This window comes from Rhizobium sp. BR 250 (assembly GCF_047445855.1).
GTDB lineage: Bacteria > Pseudomonadota > Alphaproteobacteria > Rhizobiales > Rhizobiaceae > Agrobacterium > Agrobacterium tumefaciens_I.
Map to the genome: position 1 here is coordinate 93646 of NZ_JARWKW010000003.1, position 15887 is coordinate 109532.

The following is a 15887-nucleotide window of genomic DNA, read 5'->3' on the forward strand; positions in this document are numbered from 1 at the left end:
GTAAAGGGGTTCAAGCGTGAGCAGCAACGGCGCCCGTCAGAATTCCTGCCAGTCCCCCTGAGCCGGGGCAGCAGCCGGCTGGGCATTGAGCGCCCGGCTGACGCTGTTCATCAATCTGCGGGCCGGGGAAGCCACCGCCACCGCCCTGTCGGAAACGGCCACCGGTCGCACCGGCTGCTCGACGCGGGGCGTGCGCTTCACATTCTCCGTGCGCAGATTGTGCTGCGCAGTCTCGGCACCGACATTGAAGCGCGCCACCAGCGTCACGAGGTGGTCCGCCTCGCTGCTCAGCTTGTGGGTCGCGGCCGAGGTCTCTTCCACCATGGCGGCGTTACGCTGCGTCACCTGATCCATCTGGTTGATGGCGGTATTCACCTCATGCAGGCCGGTGGACTGTTCCCTGGCGGCAGTGGCGATCGAATGGATGTGTTCGTTGATCGCCAGGACGCGGGTCTCGATCTCGCCCAGTGCGCTGCCGGTTTTCTGTACCAGCGATACACCGCGCCCGACTTCTTCGCCGGATTTGGTAATCAGCGCCTTGATGTCCTTTGCGGCCGTTGCGGAACGCTGCGCCAGTTCGCGCACTTCCTGGGCGACGACGGCGAAGCCCTTGCCCGCCTCGCCCGCCCGCGCCGCTTCCACGCCGGCGTTCAGCGCCAGCAGGTTGGTCTGGAAGGCAATCTCGTCAATGACATTGATGATCTGGCTGATTTCGCGCGAGGCGTGCTCGATGCGATCCATGGCGGAGACGGCGTCGCGCACGACATTGGCGGATTCTTCCGTCTTCTGCTTCGTTTCAGCCACCATGGTGCTGGCTTCCTGCGCACGATCGGTGGAGTTGCGGACAACGGCGGTGATCTCGTCCAGCGCGGCGGAGGTTTCCTCCAGCGCGGCGGCCTGCTGCTCCGTCCGCTTCGACAGGTCGTCAGCCGCTGAACGCAATTCGCTCGCGTTGCCGCTGATGCCTTCCGTGCTGCCGCGCACCTCGCGCATCGTCTCGCGCAGCTTGGTCAGCGTCTGGTTGACGTTTTCCTTCAGTTCGGCGAACACGCCGCGGAAATCGCCTTCCATCCTCTCCGTCAGATCGCCGCGCGCCAGGCCTTCGATGACACGGCTGGTCTCGGAGACGCCATTATGCACGCCCGTGAGCAGGGCATTGATCGTCGCGGCGAAACGGTTGAGGTTGTCGTCGCCATAATCCTTGTTGATGCGGCGGCTGAAATCGCCTGCGGCCGCGGCGTCGACGACAATGGCCATGCCGGCCTGCAGGTCGTCGCTCTTGGCGCGCATGGCGGATTCCTGCGCATTCATGCGGCGCACTTCGCTGCCGTTCTTCTTGAAGACCTCGACGGCCGCCGCCATTTCGCCGATTTCGTCGTTGCGGCCGAGATAGGGGACTTCCGCCTCCAGATTGCCATCGGCCACCGCGTTCATCACTTCCGAAACCCTGCGAATGGGCGCGCTCAACTGCCGGGCCCCGATATAAAGGCCGAATGCAGCGCCGGCCAATATGCCGCTGCCGGTGACGATGATGACCAGCCAGAAGGACGCCGTCACAAAACCGTCTATGCCGACCTTGACGGCCTGGAGTTCGGCAATGTCGTTCTTCACCACCGCATCGATTTCGGCCTGGTATGCCTTGCGGTTGGCACGGTTCGCCTCGTTGTTGCCCTGCTGATTGGCGGCCTGCGGGCCGGTTTCACGGGCAAGCCGCGCGGTTTCCAACCGGAAGGCCTTGAACTCCTTGAAGCGGTTGGCAAGATTATCGAAGCTCGCCTTCTGCTCCGCCGGAACGAGAGGGGTCCATGTCGCGATCAGCTTCTCCATGGCGTCGAGGTTCTTGACGATGCCGTCCGCAAAGGGTGCCGCTTTTTCGATGTCGGCGGCGGCATAGACCCCACGCGCTTCCATCACAACCGCGGTGACAAGGCGGTTGAGCGCCTCACCCTTATAGGCGCGCTCTGCCGCTTTCTCATATTCGACGGTGCGCACCCGGAACTCGCTGACCGCATAGATGGACAGGCCACCGATGGTACAGGCGACAAGGCTCATCAGCCCGACAAGAAGATTGATACGACCGCGAATTCTCAATTTCGTTCCCCCAACAAAGGCCAGCCGCGCGACGGAAAATGGGAAGCTGGCATAACTTTTCGCATCACAAGATTTATCAATGCTGCGTTAAGAAAGAATTTCGCATTTTAGCAATTGCACGCGGGAATCGGCCTCTGCAGGCCATCGGCGAGGGAGAGAGCGGTGCGTTTTCCGCAAAAGGTGAAGTGCGAAAACCCCTTCGGCAATTGACTTTGCTCGGCCTATGCCCTTATAAGCCGCGCACGCTCGGCCATTGAAAGCTCGCCCAGGCGGGGTTAGCCGTGCAAAAAACGAAACGCTCTTGCAAATAGTTGCAAATTCAAGAAGGGCCGCACACCGCGGTATTAAATAAATGTCGAAGCGTACCTACCAACCGTCCAAGCTTGTTCGCAAGCGTCGTCATGGTTTCCGTGCCCGCATGGCTACCGCCGGCGGCCGCAAGGTTCTCGCAGCCCGCCGTGCGCGCGGCCGCGCACGTCTGTCGGCTTAATTGCCGACATCTGTGGCCCGATGAAAGTCGTGGACACATGAGTGAGACTAAAAAACGACCCGGCCGGCTTAAAAACCGGTCGGAGTTTCTTGCCGTTCAGGCGGGGGAAAAACGGCGGGGAAGCACCTTTCTTGTGGAAGTGCTTGACCGGAAAGCCCCGGAAACCGAGCCTCGCGTCGGTTTTACCGTAACGAAAAGACAAGGCAACGCGGTCGAGCGAAATCGCATGCGCCGCCGTCTCAAGGAAGCCGTCAGGCTTTCTGCCGGGGTCGCAATGAAGCCCGGTCATGACTATGTGATTGTCGCCCGCAGGGACGTGCTCGATACGGCCTTCCCGAAAATTCAGTCTCTCCTCATCGAGCGAATTGAAGGAACGGCGAAACCGAAACGGTCCCAGGAGACCCGCTCCAGGAAAGAATGATGGAAAAGAACCGTAATTACTTCATCGCGATAGCCCTTTCGGTTGTCATCGTCCTCGCCTGGCAATTCCTTTACATGAATCCGCGTATCGAGCAGCAGCGCCGCGCCGAAGAGGCCCGCCAGGCGCAGCAGCAGACGACGCAGCAGCAGGCACCGGCTGCGGCACCAGGTGCTGCCGTTGAAGGCGCACCGCCCGCCTCCTCACCGCAGACCGCCGCCACGGCGACCCGCGAAGAGTCGATTGCAAAAACCCAGCGTGTCGCCATCGACACCAATGCCATCGCCGGCTCGATCAACCTCACCGGCGCGCGCTTTGATGACATCCGGCTCAAGGGCTACCATGAGACCGTCGATGACTCGAGCCCGATCATCACGCTGTTTTCGCCCTCCGACACCAAGGACGGCTACTTCACCGAACTTGGTTACGTTGCCGCGCAGGAAGTCGGCGGCGTTCCCGGCCCGACGACCGTCTGGACGCTCGCAAGCGGCGACAAGCTGACGGAAACCACCCCGGTCACGCTCACCTACACCAATTCCAAGGGCGTGGTTTTCTCGCGTACCGTGTCGATCGACGAACACTACATGATCTCGGTCGCCGACAAGGTCGAGAACCCCGGACAGGCCGCGATCTCGCTCGCCACCTATGGCCGGGTGACGCGCAACAACAAGCCGGCGATTCCCCCGGTCTTCGTCATCCATGAAGGTTTCCTCGGCGTCTCCGGCAAGGACGGCAGCCTGACGGAAGAAAAATACAAGGATGTCGAGGAAGCACCGGTCACGGTGGCCAAGGCAACCGGCGGCTGGCTCGGCATCACCGACAAATATTGGGCCGCGGCCATTGTTCCGCCGCAGACCACGCCGTTCGAAACCCGCTATTCGCATATTACCGGCAATCAGCCGAGCTATCAGGCCGATTTCAAGAGCGACACTATGACGGTCGAACCCGGCCAGTCCATCGAGCTAAAGAGCCTCGTCTTCGCCGGTGCCAAGGAAGTGCCGCTGGTCGACCGTTATGAAACCGAATATTCCATTCCGAAGTTCGACCTTCTGATCGACTGGGGCTGGTTCTACTTCATCACCAAGCCGATGTTCAAAATGATGGATTTCTTCTTCCGTTATTTTGGCAATTTTGGCGTGGCCATCCTGCTCACCACCATCGTCGTCAAGGCCCTCTTCTTCCCGCTCGCCAGCAAGCAATATGCTTCCATGGCGAACATGAAGCGCGTGCAGCCGAAGATGGAGGAGCTGAAGGCCAAGCATGGCGATGACCGCATGGCCATGCAGCAGGCGATGATGCAGCTCTACAAGGAAGAGAAGATCAACCCGGTTGCCGGCTGCTGGCCGATGCTTCTGCAGATCCCGGTCTTCTTCGCGCTATACAAGGTCATCTATGTCACCATCGAAATGCGGCATGCACCGTTCTTCGGCTGGATCCACGACCTTTCCGCGCCCGATCCGACATCGCTGTTCAACCTGTTCGGCCTTCTGCCCTACGACGTTCCGCATTTCCTGATGATCGGCGTCTGGCCGCTGGTCATGGGCATCACCATGTTCCTGCAGATGCGCATGAACCCGACGCCGCCCGATCCGACGCAGGCAATGATCTTCACCTGGATGCCGCTGATCTTCACCTTCATGCTGGCCTCCTTCCCGGCTGGTCTGGTCATCTACTGGGCGTGGAACAACACGCTCTCCATCAGCCAGCAGGCCGTCATCATGAAGCGTCACGGCGCCAAGATCGAACTGTTCGATAATCTCAAAGGGCTGTTCAAGCGAAAGCCGGTGCAATCGAAATGAGTGACACCGGTACGGCAACCGAAAAGCCCCTGTTCGGGCGACCCTGGATTTTCATTCGCGGTGTCCCCGCGATGAAATTCCTGCCGCCCGAGGGCCCGCCGGAGATTGCGTTTGCCGGTCGCTCGAATGTCGGCAAGTCCTCGCTCATCAATGCACTGGTGGGTCACAAGGGGCTTGCCCGCACCTCCAATACGCCCGGCCGCACGCAGGAACTGAACTATTTCGTTCCGGAAGGTTATTCGGGCGAAGCGGGTGACCTGCCGCCGATGGCCCTGGTCGACATGCCCGGTTACGGTTATGCGCAGGCACCCAAGGATCAGGTCGATGCCTGGACCAAGCTCGTCTTCGATTATCTGCGTGGCCGCGCGACGCTGAAGCGCGTTTACGTGCTGATCGATTCCCGCCATGGCCTGAAGAAGAACGACGAAGAGGTTCTGAGCCTGCTCGACAAGGCGGCCGTGTCCTACCAGATCGTGCTGACGAAGACGGACAAGATCAAGGATGCCGGCGTTCCCCGCCTCATCGGTGAAACGCTGGAGAAAATCCGCAAGCGTCCCGCTGCGTATCCGGAAGTTCTCGCCACCTCGTCGGAAAAATCCTTCGGGCTGGACGAGTTGCGCGCGGAGATCATCAGGACGGTCTCGCTCTAATTCCTGTTTCCCGTATTTCCGGACGGAAAACCGGAATGCACTTTTCCTGGAAAGGCTCCAGGCGCTCAGGCGATGGTGAAAAGCAGAACAGCAGTCCACAGCATCGCCGTCAGTGCCAGAAGCCGCCAGAAGCGCACGGAATGCCAGACTTCTGAAAGCATGGCGGTGAACATGCTGCCATTGCGCAGCGGCTGGCTTCTGAAAGGCAGGCCGGGGCGGTTTGGGTCCCGCTCTAGCAGAGCGGCAACCGTCGCGTTTTCGCGATATTCGGTTTCCGCCAGATTATCCCGCCAGCGCCTGACCATGGCGGCAAACTGGCGGTCGCGTTTGACGCGCTTTGCAAGCTCCGCCATGCTTTCCGGCGGCAGAGCACCCAGCACATATTCGCCCGCGAGCACTTCGTCCCGCAAACCGCTTTGCTTGTCTCGATCGGGTGCCGTCATGTGGTCTCTCACTCCTCGGTCGTTCAGGCCGCGCCATTTCCCGGCGCGCGACGTCTCACATCGCCCTGAATTAACCCCTCCCCTTTCCCCAGCAAGGCTGGTCCCATTGGGCCTTTATGTCAATCTCATTACAGAGCTGAAACCGGCAAAAAAAGAAATTTGATCGCTGCCGACACAATAAGGCCAGGAGGTTATTTCATCCGTCGAAAACTTGCTTTAGAGCGATGACAGGCTCTCAGCAGCCGCAACCACAGACCGAGGTTTTTAGATGACTGCTTCCGAAAGCGAAACTCAGGCGCGGCTGCTCGCACAGGCTCTGCCCTTCATGCAGAAATATGAGAACAAGACCATCGTGGTGAAATATGGTGGTCACGCCATGGGGGATTCCACGCTCGGCAAGGCTTTCGCGGAAGACATCGCCCTGTTGAAGCAGTCCGGCATAAACCCCATCGTCGTGCATGGCGGCGGCCCGCAGATCGGCGCGATGCTGTCGAAGATGGGCATTGAATCGAAATTCGAGGGCGGCCTGCGCGTCACCGATGCCAAGACCGTCGAAATTGTTGAAATGGTTCTGGCCGGCTCGATCAACAAGGAAATCGTCGCCCTCATCAACCAGACGGGCGAATGGGCCATCGGTCTGTGCGGCAAGGATGGCAACATGGTCTTCGCCGAAAAGGCGAAAAAGACCGTCATCGATCCCGACAGCAATATCGAGCGCGTGCTCGATCTCGGCTTCGTCGGTGAAGTCGTGGAAGTCGATCGCACCCTGCTCGATCTGCTTGCAAAATCGGAGATGATCCCGGTCATCGCCCCCGTCGCGCCCGGTCGTGATGGCGCCACCTACAATATCAATGCCGACACCTTCGCCGGCGCCATTGCCGGTGCGCTCAACGCCACGCGCCTTCTGTTCCTGACTGACGTGCCGGGTGTTCTCGACAAGAACAAGGAGCTCATCAAGGAACTGACGGTCTCCCAGGCGCGCGCGCTCATCAAGGACGGCACGATTTCCGGCGGCATGATCCCGAAGGTCGAAACCTGCATCGAGGCCATCAAGGCCGGCGTGCAGGGCGTGGTGATCCTCAACGGCAAGACGGCACATTCCGTGCTTCTGGAAATCTTCACGGAAGGCGCCGGCACGCTCATCGTGCCCTGATGCGTTAGAGTGGCGGACGGCAAAACCTGTCCGCCACAATTCGCATTCAGCCGAATGCCAGGAGCGAAAGCACGCCAACGACGATCAGCAGGCAGCCGGAGAGTTCGAGCCGGTTGATCTTCTCCTTGAAGAAAAGCACGGTCGAAGCGAAGGCGAAGAGCATCTCCACCTGCGCCAGAGCCTTCACCACGGCAGCCTGCTGCAGGGTCATCGCCGTGAACCAGCCGAACGAGGCCGTGGCGCCCACGAAACCGACCGCGAGCGACGGTTTCCAGACCCTGGCGATGCGCCGCAATTCTTCCCTCTCGCGCCAGATGATCCAGAGGAACATCGATACCGTCTGCATGACGATGACGACGACGAGGGTAAAGCCCGCCTGCATCATCGCATCCGGGACCGGCAAGCTCGGCGCAAGCGCCAGCGAGGCCGAACGATAGGCAACCGAGGACAGGCCGAAGAATGCCCCGGAGGCAAGGCCAATACCTGCCGTCCGGCTGAAGATCGAGGTGAGAAAGGAAGCGGGCGTCACTTCCGTGCGCGCCACCGAAATCAGCATGACGCCGGCGACCGAGATCGCGATGGCCGCCAATGTGCCGCCATTGACGCTTTCACCGATGAAGATAAGGGCAAACAGGGCCGCCTGCGCCGGCTCGGTGCGGGAATAGGCCGTGCCGACCGCGAAATTGCGGAAAGAGAACAGGTGCACCAGCAGGAAAGTGGCAGCAATCTGCGCCATGGCCCCGACCGTTGCCCACACGGCGAAGGACATGTTCGGCACCGGCAGCGGGCGACCGAGCCCGAAATGCAGAAAAGCGAGATAGGCGAGAGCGAAAGGCATACCGAACACGAAGCGCACGAAGGTTGCGCCCGTGGTGCCCATCATGCCCTTGAGATGCTTCTGCAAAGTCGAGCGCAGGTTCTGCAAGAACGCGCTTGCGAAGGTTATGCCTATCCAGAGTTCCATGGTTTGGCGGTATCATGCGCCAGAGGCCACAGCCAAGCCCGATTTTCCGCTCAATCGTCGTCTTTTCGATTTTCTTCGCCGCTCGAAACGGGCATAAAGCTGCCTATGGACACAAAGCCGAAAAACCTGCCCGACGCCGCCGATTTCGCCCATGTCAGCGAATGGGTCTTCGATCTCGACAACACGCTCTATCCGCATCACGTCAATCTGTTTTCCCAGATCGACCGTAACATGACGGCCTATGTGGCGGAGCTTCTGAAGCTCGACCCCGATGAGGCCCGCGCATTGCAGAAGCGCTATTATCACGACCACGGCACCACGCTTCAGGGCCTGATGATCCATTACGGCATCAGCCCCGACGAGTTTCTGGAACGGGCCCATGCCATCGACTATTCGGCGCTGAAACCCCACCCGGAGCTCGGCGACGCGATCAGGGCTTTGCCGGGCCGCAAGTTCATCCTGACCAATGGCAGCGTCAAACATGCGCAGGCCGCCGCCGGCGCACTCGGCATTCTCGATCATTTCGAGGATATTTTCGATATCGTCGCCGCCGGTTACCTGCCGAAGCCGGCGAGCGCGACCTATGAGAAATTCGCGGCGCTTGCCAAACTCGATATGAAAAAAGCCGCCATGTTTGAGGATCTGCCGCGCAATCTCGCGGCGCCCAAGGCGCTTGGCATGAAGACCGTGCTGCTCGTGCCTTCAAACCTTGAGGGCGTGATCATGGAACGCTGGGAAATCCCGGCCGTGACGGATGAGCATATCGACTACATCACCGACGATCTGGCCGGTTTCCTCACCAAAACCATCGACCGCTGAGCCGTAAACATTACCGAAGCTTCATGCACCTTACGGATGTTTAAGTGGTGAGGCTGAGTGGACGTCACTATCTTTTCTTCAGGGACACCAAAGAAAGGTAATGACGATGACCACACGCAAAATCGCCCTCTCTGCTCTTGGCGCAGCCCTTGTGCTCAGCACGGCCGCAACGGCCAGTTTTGCCGCGCCCGGCAAAGGCCAAAAGGATCGCATGCCGATGCGCCCGGAAGCGGCTTTTGTTCATCTGCTGAAGGTGGCCGACACCAACAAGGACGGCAAGATTTCCAAGGAGGAATTCACCACTCGCCAGGACGCGCTCTTCACCGAGATCGACAAGGACAAGGACGGCTCGATCACGCCGAAGGAAATGCGCGAATATCGCCAGGCGAAGATAGAAGCCTTCCGCGCCGCGCATCCGCGCCCCGAGCGTGAGGAAGCCAAGGCGGATGAAGGCAAGGGCACGGATGGCAAGCGGGCCGAACGTGAACATGGCGGTCGTTTCGGCCATCAGGGTTGGGGCAAGCATGGCGGCAAGGGCGCGGGCTTTGCGCTGATCCGCTGGGCCGATACCGACGAGAACGGTCAGGTCAGCAAGGCTGAATTCACTGCCGCCGGCGAAAAGATGTTCGAGCGGCTGGACAGGAACAAGGACGGCGTCATCTCCATCGACGACATGCCGGACCGCCCGTTCCTCTGATCCTCCAAGCATAAAGCCCGCTTAAAAGCGGGCTTTTTCTGGAATGTTCTAATGCAGGCTGACGGTTCTCAGATCGTCTTCCGCCGCCTTGAAGAAGGTGCTGGACCGATTGTCTGTCAGGAGGATTGGCGTACCATCCGCACCGAACAGTGCCCACAGATCCAGCTGCGGATCGAGATCAGGCGCTTCCGGGAAACAGCGGCTTACGTCTTCCGCACGGATCTTGCGGATATATCCCACTTCTCCTTCGCCGATATGGGCGAGCTGGGACCGTGTGAGACGCGCATGCGCTTCTTTTAAAAGCATATTTCAGCCTCCTTCTTCACGCCGAGCGATTCATGTCCGATTCCGGCGTTCACGTTCTACTCTGAGACGGAAATATTAATTTTCTTTACCACGTTCGAAATTTCCGGCCGGACCAGATCGATGGAAAGAAGGCCGTTGCGCAGGCGCGCTTCCCTGACCTGCATGCCATCAGCCAGCACGAAGACCCGCTGGAATTGCCGCGCCGCGATGCCCCGATAGAGAAAATCGCGCTTTTCCTGTTCCTGCTGGCGGCCGCGGATGACGAGCTGGTTGTCAGCCGTCGTCACATCCAGATCATCCTGCGAAAAACCGGCAACCGCGATGGTGATGCGCAGCCGCTCCGGCACATCTTCGCTGCCGGGCAGGCGCTCGATATTGTAGGGAGGATAGCCGTCATTGGCCTTCGCCATGCGCTCCAGCGTTTTTTCCATGGCATCAAAACCCAGCAAAAGCGGGTGGGTGAATGGCGTCATGCGGCTCATATCTCTTTTGTCCTTGCAACCAAGCGACGTTTCGCGGTCCCGCTTCCGGCAACCTCGCCGGTCAATCGAACCGGCAAAGGCAATATGGGAAGCACAACCGGAATACGCAAGGCTGTGCAACGGGCAAAGGGGAACACTTGGGAATGAGGCTTGACAAGTGAGCACCCGCCGCTCGAAAAAAGCGCTCATCTCAACGGCGGGCAAGACATGGCAGAACGCAGAAAAATCATCATCGACACCGATCCGGGCCAGGACGACGCGGCGGCAATCATGCTCGCTTTTGGAAGCCCGGAGGAAATCGACATTCTCGGACTATGCGCCGTCGCCGGCAACGTTCCGCTGAAACTGACCAGCCGCAACATCCGCATCATCTGCGAATTGTGCGGCCGCACCGATATTCCGGTCTATGAGGGCGCGGAGAAGCCCCTGGTGCGCAAGCCCGTCACCGCCGAACATGTTCACGGCAGCACCGGTCTTGACGGCCCGGTTCTCGATGAGCCGACTATGGAAGCGCAAAAGCAGCACGCGGTCGATTTCATCATCGAAACCCTGATGCGGGAACCCGCCGGCACGGTCACGCTCTGCACGCTCGGTGCGCTGACCAATGTGGCGCTGGCGCTCCTGAAGGCGCCGGAAATCGCCGACCGCGTCAAGGAACTGGTGATGATGGGCGGTGGCTTCTTCGAAGGTGGCAACATCACGCCGGCGGCGGAATTCAACATCTATGTGGATCCGCAGGCCGCCGATATCGTTTTCCGCTCCGGCATGCCTGTTGTCATGATGCCGCTTGACGTCACCCACAAACTGCTGACCACCAAGGCGCGCGTCAGCCGCATTCGTGACATCGGCACGCGCCCGGCCATCGCCATGGCGGAAATGCTGGAATTCTTCGAGCGTTTCGACATCGAGAAATACGGTTCGGATGGCGGCCCGCTGCATGATCCGAGCGTCATTGCCTATCTCCTCAAGCCCGAACTGTTTCAGGGCCGTGAGTGCAATGTCGAGATCGAGGTCCATTCCGAGCTGACCATGGGCATGACGGTGGTGGACTGGTGGGGGGTGACGGACCGCCCCGCCAATGCCCGCGTCATGCGCAACGTGGATTCGGACGGTTTCTTTGAGTTGCTGACCGAACGTTTCGCCCGGCTCTGATCCGGACAGGGACAAAAAGGGCCGCTGGAAAAACCAGCGGCCCTTTTTATTTTCGGCGAGAATGGCGGATCAGAATTCCGTCCAGTCATCCTGCGCCAGCGCGTTTGCACCGCTGGTTCTCGGGCGGGCACGGGATGCCGCAGCGTGGGCCTTTGCCGGAGCAACCGGCGCACGCATTGCCGCCGCCGTGGCGCGCAATTGCTGGCTGGAATGGCCGCCGGAGACCGCGAAACCGGCAACGAGCGATTTCAGGGTTTCGGCTTCGCTGTTCAGCGTCACGCTGGCCGCCGTCGTTTCCTCCACCATCGCCGCATTCTGCTGGGTGACCTGATCCATCTGGGTAACGGCGGAGTTGATTTCCTTCAGGCCAACCGCCTGCTCGCTGGCCGAGGCCGATATCTGGCGGATGAGCTGGTTGATCTGCAGAACCTGATCGGCGATCTTTTTCATCGTCTCACCGGCCTTGCCGACCAGCTGGACGCCCTCGCCCACCTGCGTGGCCGACGTGTTGATCAGACCCTTGATCTCCTTGGCGGCGGTGGCGGAGCGTTGCGCGAGTTCGCGCACTTCCTGTGCGACGACCGCAAAGCCCTTGCCCGCATCGCCCGCGCGGGCCGCTTCGACGCCGGCATTCAGCGCCAGAAGATTGGTCTGGAAGGCAATCTCGTCGATCACCCCGATGATACGGGAGATTTCCGCCGAGGATTGCGCGATGCCCTGCATGGAGTTCACGGCCTGCTGCACGACCTCGCCAGACTTGCCGGCGTCATCGCAGGCATGGCTGACGGCGCCAGCCGCCTCTGCGGCGTTTTCCGCGCTGGAATTGACCTGGGCGGTCAGCTCGTTGAGGGCCGCTGCGGTTTCCTCGAGGCTTGCAGCCTGCTGCTCCGTGCGATGCGAGAGATCGCTGGCGGCACGGGTAATCTCGCCGGTGCCATTGCCGATGCTGACGACGGTTGCGTTGACGGTGGACACCGTTTCCTCGAGGCTGGCGAGCGCCGAGTTGAAGTCGGCGCGCAGCTTCGCATATTCGCCCGGGAATTCGTCCTCGATACGGTAGGTCAGATTGCCCTGCGAGAGCGCGTTAAGGCCTGCACCGAGCACGCCAACGATGTGCTGCTGCATGCGGCTGTTTTCATTACGTTCGAATTCAGACCGCTGGCGCTCCGTCTCCGCGTGCCCCCGCTGGGTTTCGGCTTCGGCTTCCATCTCGCGGATACCGGCAAGCTTGGCGCGGAAACCTTCGAGCGCCGTTGCAACGGCGCCGGTTTCATCCCGGCGGTCCTGGCCCGATACCGGCACGTCATAGCGGCCATCGCTGAGCGTGCGGACGTCGGAGACCAGCGAGGCGAGCGGGTTACCGACAAAATACCGGACAGCGAAATAAAGCGCGGCGATGACGGCGGCGAGGATGACGATCGCGCCGATGATCATCAGATAGGTCTGCTCCTGAACCGGTGCATTCAGCGCCTGATGCGGAATATCCACCAGCACCACCCAGGTCGCATTGAGGCCCGGAACGGCGAAGGGATAGACAAGACGGTTATAGGGTGCGTCCGTATCGAGGCCGAGATTTTCGATGAGGCCCTGCTTGCCGGAGGTAATCGCCGCCTGAACGGTGCTTGCGCCATCTCCGTCATAGGCTTTCATGTTCTGCTCAGGCGTGGGCGGCACCAGCCACTGGCCGCCCTGGGAAACGAGCGTAACGCGGCCGGTCTCGAAAGGATGCAGCGCCTGCAGCTTCTGCGACAGCGAGGCCAGCGAAATATCGACACCCGCCACACCGATCATCTTGCCGTCCGACATGACGGGATAGGCAAGCGAGGTCATGGTGGTGGGCACTTCCGTGCCCTGGGCGAGATAGGGCTGGGTGATGGCGCCCTTGCCGGATTTGGAGGCCAGCGCATACCATTCAGCCGCATAGTCGTTGTCGAAGGTCGAGAACTGGATATCGCCCTTCTGGGTCTTCGACCAGTAGGGAGCGAAAGCACCGTTTTTATTGGTACCGAGATCGAGCCGGTCGGCGATCTCCTTGCTCTGTCCGTCGAAGAGGCCAAGCTGCTCGCAGAACCAGCTTCCGAAAGCGAAGGCATTCTGCTCGACATTGGCCTTCAGGATATTGACGATGCCGGGACGGTCCATCGATTTTGCCTGATGGGCGCGACCAATGACGCCAGCCATGGAGCGTGCAGCACTGCCGAGTTCGCCGACATCGGCAGCAATGACGTTGGCGATGGCGCGCGCCTCGGTGTTGGCCTGCTCCATGGTCAGCGCATGGACACGCTCGCTGGTCTGGGAAATAAGGAAGGAATTCGATGCGATGAGAACCGTGGTGATGGCGCAACCGGTCACAAGGATCAGTTTCGTCGCAAGCGACTTCACTTTGAAATTGAACATTTTGGCCTCGATCAAATCGCCAACTCGAAAAGGCTGGCGTCAACGGATGAAAATCTCCGTCATGGAGGCCCGTCCAGAATGGGACAGTGTGCTGCATCGCGACGAGGCAAAATTAGAGTAAGATTGCTAATTAAGCCCTAAAATTACTTCGTCGCGTAAGCAAGAAATCAGTGTTCGTAGTAGTCGGAAATGATTTTCCAGGCGTCATCCGCCGTCTCGGCGAAATGCAACAAATCCATGTCCTCGGGCGCGATGGTTCCGAAATCCGCAAGGAATTCGAAATTGATGACCGATCGCCAGAATTTCTCACCGAAGAGGATGAGCGGAATGGGTTCCATGCGCTTCGTCTGGATCAGGGTCAGCGCCTCGAACAGTTCGTCCAGCGTACCGAAACCGCCGGGGAAAATCACAACGGCCTTCGCCCGCATCAGGAAATGCATCTTGCGGATGGCGAAATAGTGGAAGTTGAAGCTCAGCTCCGGCGTGACATAGGCGTTCGGCGCCTGCTCATGCGGCAGGACGATGTTGAGGCCGATCGAAGGGCCACCGACATCGGCCGCACCGCGATTGCCCGCTTCCATGACGCCGGGACCGCCGCCGGTAACAACGACATATTCGAGGTGGGCGGATTTAGCGGCATAATCCGTGCAGAGCCGGGCGAACTTGCGCGCCTCGTCATAATAGACGGAGGATTGCTCCAGATTGCGCTTTTGCGTTTCGTTACGCGCCGCCCAGGCCTCGCCGCCGGGTTCGGGAATACGGGCGCCGCCGAACATGACGACGGTGGATTTGATGCCGCGTTCGGTGAGCGCCATTTCCGTCTTCAGAAGCTCGAGCTGCAGCCTGACGGGGCGCAATTCCTCACGGCAGAGGAAATCCATGTCCACATAGGCCAGCCGGTAGGACGGGGAAGCCGACTGCGGCGTTTTCGGCACGACCTCGGCCTGCTGCTTGTCCACAGCACTGCGCTTCAACGGGTCCCATACCCCGTCCTTGCGCCGCAACTTGCCGTTTTTCAGTCGTGTCATTTCCATGCCTTTCGTCTGACGCGCCAAATCACCCAAATCACATTGACGCCTTTCCAACACTCCCTTAGATCAAATGGCCAAAGCCTTCCAGCGGCGCGGGACCTTCCGTGACCAAGACCACACGCGACTTTAAGGAATTTTCCATGAGCCTTACGGATCTCTCTTCCCTCGAAACCATCATCGAAACCGCCTTTGACAACCGTGACGGTGTGAACGTATCGACGAAGGGCGAGGTTCGCGACGCCGTGGACACATCTCTTCAACTTCTCGATAGCGGCAAGGCACGCGTGGCCGAAAAGCAGGCTGACGGAAGCTGGAAGGTGAACCAGTGGCTGAAAAAGGCCGTGCTTCTGTCCTTCCGCCTGAACGATATGGAGATCGTTACCGGCGGACCGGGCGAATCCACCTGGTGGGACAAGGTGCCGTCGAAGTTCGAGAACTGGGGTGAAAACCAGTTCCGCGCCGCCGGCTTCCGCGCAGTGCCGAATGCCGTTGTGCGCCGCTCCGCCTATGTCGCCAAGAACGTCGTGCTGATGCCCTCCTTCGTCAATCTCGGCGCCTATGTCGATGAAGGCACGATGGTCGATACCTGGGCAACCGTAGGCTCCTGCGCGCAGATCGGCAAGAATGTGCACCTTTCCGGCGGCGTTGGCATCGGCGGCGTTCTGGAGCCGCTGCAGGCCGGCCCAACCATCATCGAGGATAATTGCTTCATCGGCGCCCGTTCGGAAGTCGTGGAAGGCTGCATCGTGCGTGAAGGTGCGGTTCTCGGCATGGGCGTCTTCATCGGCAAGTCGACCAAGATCGTCGATCGCGCCACCGGCGAGATCACCTATGGCGAAGTGCCGCCCTATTCCGTCGTCGTTGCCGGCACCATGCCGGGCAAGCCTTTCCCGAACGGCGAACCGGGTCCGAGCCTCTATTGCGCCGTGATCGTCAAGCGCGTCGATGAAAAGACCCGCTCCAAGACCGGCATCAACGAGCTTCTGCGCGACTGA

General features: G+C 60.0%; 16 protein-coding genes. 9 read left to right on the forward strand and 7 right to left on the reverse strand.

Annotated elements, in window-relative coordinates:
• Positions 1–36: 36 nt before the first annotated feature.
• Entirely contained in the window at positions 37–2091 is a 2055-nt protein-coding gene (locus tag QD336_RS05685; RefSeq protein ID WP_499169762.1) for a methyl-accepting chemotaxis protein, read from the reverse strand.
• Positions 2092–2443: 352 nt separating this feature from the next.
• Here QD336_RS05685 and rpmH point away from each other — a divergent pair, with 352 nt between their 5' ends.
• From rpmH to yihA, 4 genes are read left to right on the forward strand one after another with little or no spacing between them, the layout of a single operon-like run.
• The gene (rpmH, locus tag QD336_RS05690) at positions 2444–2581 is read left to right on the forward strand and encodes a 50S ribosomal protein L34 (RefSeq protein WP_003493611.1); all 138 of its coding nucleotides are present in this window, start codon (positions 2444–2446) and stop codon (positions 2579–2581) included.
• Between the two features lie 37 nt (positions 2582–2618).
• Positions 2619–3002 (forward strand): ribonuclease P protein component, encoded by a 384-nt coding sequence (gene rnpA, locus QD336_RS05695; RefSeq protein ID WP_269342419.1) that lies wholly within the window; start codon positions 2619–2621, stop codon positions 3000–3002.
• Complete coding sequence (gene yidC / locus QD336_RS05700; RefSeq protein ID WP_499169763.1) at positions 3002–4798, forward strand: membrane protein insertase YidC; 1797 nt, start codon at positions 3002–3004, stop codon at positions 4796–4798. The genes rnpA and yidC overlap by 1 nt, the downstream gene beginning before the upstream one ends.
• Positions 4795–5448 carry a ribosome biogenesis GTP-binding protein YihA/YsxC gene (yihA, locus tag QD336_RS05705; RefSeq protein ID WP_499169765.1) on the forward strand — a complete coding sequence of 218 codons (654 nt, stop codon included), beginning with the start codon at positions 4795–4797 and terminating at the stop codon, positions 5446–5448. Before yidC ends, yihA begins: the two co-directional genes overlap by 4 nt.
• A gap of 65 nt (positions 5449–5513) precedes the next feature.
• Here the strand turns inward: yihA and QD336_RS05710 are convergent, their stop codons facing one another.
• Entirely contained in the window at positions 5514–5891 is a 378-nt protein-coding gene (locus tag QD336_RS05710; RefSeq protein WP_269341751.1) for a hypothetical protein, read from the reverse strand.
• Positions 5892–6159: 268 nt separating this feature from the next.
• Here QD336_RS05710 and argB point away from each other — a divergent pair, with 268 nt between their 5' ends.
• Positions 6160–7044, forward strand: coding sequence for an acetylglutamate kinase (gene argB, locus QD336_RS05715; RefSeq protein WP_499169766.1), 885 nt, complete (start codon positions 6160–6162; stop codon positions 7042–7044).
• 46 nt (positions 7045–7090) lie between these two features.
• Here the strand turns inward: argB and QD336_RS05720 are convergent, their stop codons facing one another.
• Complete coding sequence (locus QD336_RS05720; RefSeq protein WP_499169767.1) at positions 7091–8008, reverse strand: EamA family transporter; 918 nt, start codon at positions 8006–8008, stop codon at positions 7091–7093.
• Positions 8009–8113: 105 nt separating this feature from the next.
• On the opposite strand from QD336_RS05720, the gene QD336_RS05725 reads away from it, so the two are divergent.
• Positions 8114–8827 carry a pyrimidine 5'-nucleotidase gene (locus QD336_RS05725; protein ID WP_269341746.1) on the forward strand — a complete coding sequence of 238 codons (714 nt, stop codon included), beginning with the start codon at positions 8114–8116 and terminating at the stop codon, positions 8825–8827.
• A 100-nt stretch (positions 8828–8927) separates the two neighbouring features.
• Positions 8928–9524, forward strand: a complete 597-nt coding sequence (locus QD336_RS05730; protein ID WP_269341745.1) for an EF-hand domain-containing protein — start codon at positions 8928–8930, stop codon at positions 9522–9524.
• 48 nt (positions 9525–9572) lie between these two features.
• Here QD336_RS05730 and QD336_RS05735 read toward each other — a convergent pair whose 3' ends face one another.
• Together QD336_RS05735 and QD336_RS05740 are read right to left on the reverse strand one after the other, a co-directional pair.
• Entirely contained in the window at positions 9573–9830 is a 258-nt protein-coding gene (locus QD336_RS05735) for a BQ00720 family protein (protein ID WP_269341744.1), read from the reverse strand.
• A gap of 56 nt (positions 9831–9886) precedes the next feature.
• A complete protein-coding gene (locus QD336_RS05740; RefSeq protein ID WP_060722839.1) occupies positions 9887–10312 on the reverse strand; it encodes an Hsp20 family protein in 426 nt (141 codons plus the stop codon).
• 207 nt (positions 10313–10519) lie between these two features.
• Here QD336_RS05740 and QD336_RS05745 point away from each other — a divergent pair, with 207 nt between their 5' ends.
• A complete protein-coding gene (locus QD336_RS05745; RefSeq protein WP_269341741.1) occupies positions 10520–11464 on the forward strand; it encodes a nucleoside hydrolase in 945 nt (314 codons plus the stop codon).
• Positions 11465–11533: 69 nt separating this feature from the next.
• Here QD336_RS05745 and QD336_RS05750 read toward each other — a convergent pair whose 3' ends face one another.
• On the reverse strand, positions 11534–13861 hold the full coding sequence (locus tag QD336_RS05750) for a methyl-accepting chemotaxis protein (RefSeq protein ID WP_269341739.1): 2328 nt from the start codon (positions 13859–13861) through the stop codon (positions 11534–11536).
• Between the two features lie 167 nt (positions 13862–14028).
• Positions 14029–14895, reverse strand: a complete 867-nt coding sequence (locus QD336_RS05755) for an LOG family protein (protein WP_499169769.1) — start codon at positions 14893–14895, stop codon at positions 14029–14031.
• 137 nt (positions 14896–15032) lie between these two features.
• Here QD336_RS05755 and dapD point away from each other — a divergent pair, with 137 nt between their 5' ends.
• Complete coding sequence (gene dapD / locus QD336_RS05760; RefSeq protein WP_269341737.1) at positions 15033–15887, forward strand: 2,3,4,5-tetrahydropyridine-2,6-dicarboxylate N-succinyltransferase; 855 nt, start codon at positions 15033–15035, stop codon at positions 15885–15887.

Excerpts from the sequence above, each read along its gene's own strand:
- QD336_RS05720 (WP_499169767.1), bottom strand. The coding sequence starts at position 8,008 with ATGGAACTCTGGATAGGCATAACCTTCGCAAGCGCGTTCTTGCAGAAC.
- QD336_RS05750 (WP_269341739.1), bottom strand. The coding sequence starts at position 13,861 with ATGTTCAATTTCAAAGTGAAGTCGCTTGCGACGAAACTGATCCTTGTG.
- QD336_RS05740 (WP_060722839.1), bottom strand. The coding sequence starts at position 10,312 with ATGAGCCGCATGACGCCATTCACCCACCCGCTTTTGCTGGGTTTTGAT.
- yihA (WP_499169765.1), top strand. The coding sequence starts at position 4,795 with ATGAGTGACACCGGTACGGCAACCGAAAAGCCCCTGTTCGGGCGACCC.
- QD336_RS05745 (WP_269341741.1), top strand. The coding sequence starts at position 10,520 with ATGGCAGAACGCAGAAAAATCATCATCGACACCGATCCGGGCCAGGAC.
- rnpA (WP_269342419.1), top strand. The coding sequence starts at position 2,619 with ATGAGTGAGACTAAAAAACGACCCGGCCGGCTTAAAAACCGGTCGGAG.
- rpmH (WP_003493611.1), top strand. The coding sequence starts at position 2,444 with ATGTCGAAGCGTACCTACCAACCGTCCAAGCTTGTTCGCAAGCGTCGT.
- argB (WP_499169766.1), top strand. The coding sequence starts at position 6,160 with ATGACTGCTTCCGAAAGCGAAACTCAGGCGCGGCTGCTCGCACAGGCT.
- QD336_RS05710 (WP_269341751.1), bottom strand. The coding sequence starts at position 5,891 with ATGACGGCACCCGATCGAGACAAGCAAAGCGGTTTGCGGGACGAAGTG.
- QD336_RS05725 (WP_269341746.1), top strand. The coding sequence starts at position 8,114 with ATGGACACAAAGCCGAAAAACCTGCCCGACGCCGCCGATTTCGCCCAT.
- QD336_RS05735 (WP_269341744.1), bottom strand. The coding sequence starts at position 9,830 with ATGCTTTTAAAAGAAGCGCATGCGCGTCTCACACGGTCCCAGCTCGCC.
- QD336_RS05730 (WP_269341745.1), top strand. The coding sequence starts at position 8,928 with ATGACGATGACCACACGCAAAATCGCCCTCTCTGCTCTTGGCGCAGCC.
- dapD (WP_269341737.1), top strand. The coding sequence starts at position 15,033 with ATGAGCCTTACGGATCTCTCTTCCCTCGAAACCATCATCGAAACCGCC.
- QD336_RS05755 (WP_499169769.1), bottom strand. The coding sequence starts at position 14,895 with ATGGAAATGACACGACTGAAAAACGGCAAGTTGCGGCGCAAGGACGGG.
- yidC (WP_499169763.1), top strand. The coding sequence starts at position 3,002 with ATGGAAAAGAACCGTAATTACTTCATCGCGATAGCCCTTTCGGTTGTC.